Annotated in this window: 1 pseudogene; it reads right to left on the minus strand. The window is 64.4% G+C overall.

Features of this window, described 5'->3' with window-relative positions:
• Positions 1–225, minus strand: a pseudogene (locus tag FPV16_RS26015) (IS3 family transposase); the annotation flags it as partial.

The following is a 225-nucleotide window of genomic DNA, read 5'->3' on the forward strand; positions in this document are numbered from 1 at the left end:
GATCAGAGCGCTTGGTATAGCGCTGGGACGAACGGCCGAAGCCGGTGGCCAGACAGGCCCGACGCTCGCTGATGTCGTAGGCCACCTGCAGGTGACCGGCGACCTCACGGCGAACGGCGGGCCTCACCACTTTCGCTTGAGCACGTCCTGCAGCATCGAGCGGTCCAGCGTCAGGTCTGCGACCAACCGCTTGAGCTTGCCGTTCTCGTCCTCCAACTGCTTCAA

The organism is Methylobacterium sp. W2 (assembly GCF_020662345.1).
In the GTDB taxonomy this organism is placed as follows: Bacteria; Pseudomonadota; Alphaproteobacteria; order Rhizobiales; family Beijerinckiaceae; genus Methylobacterium.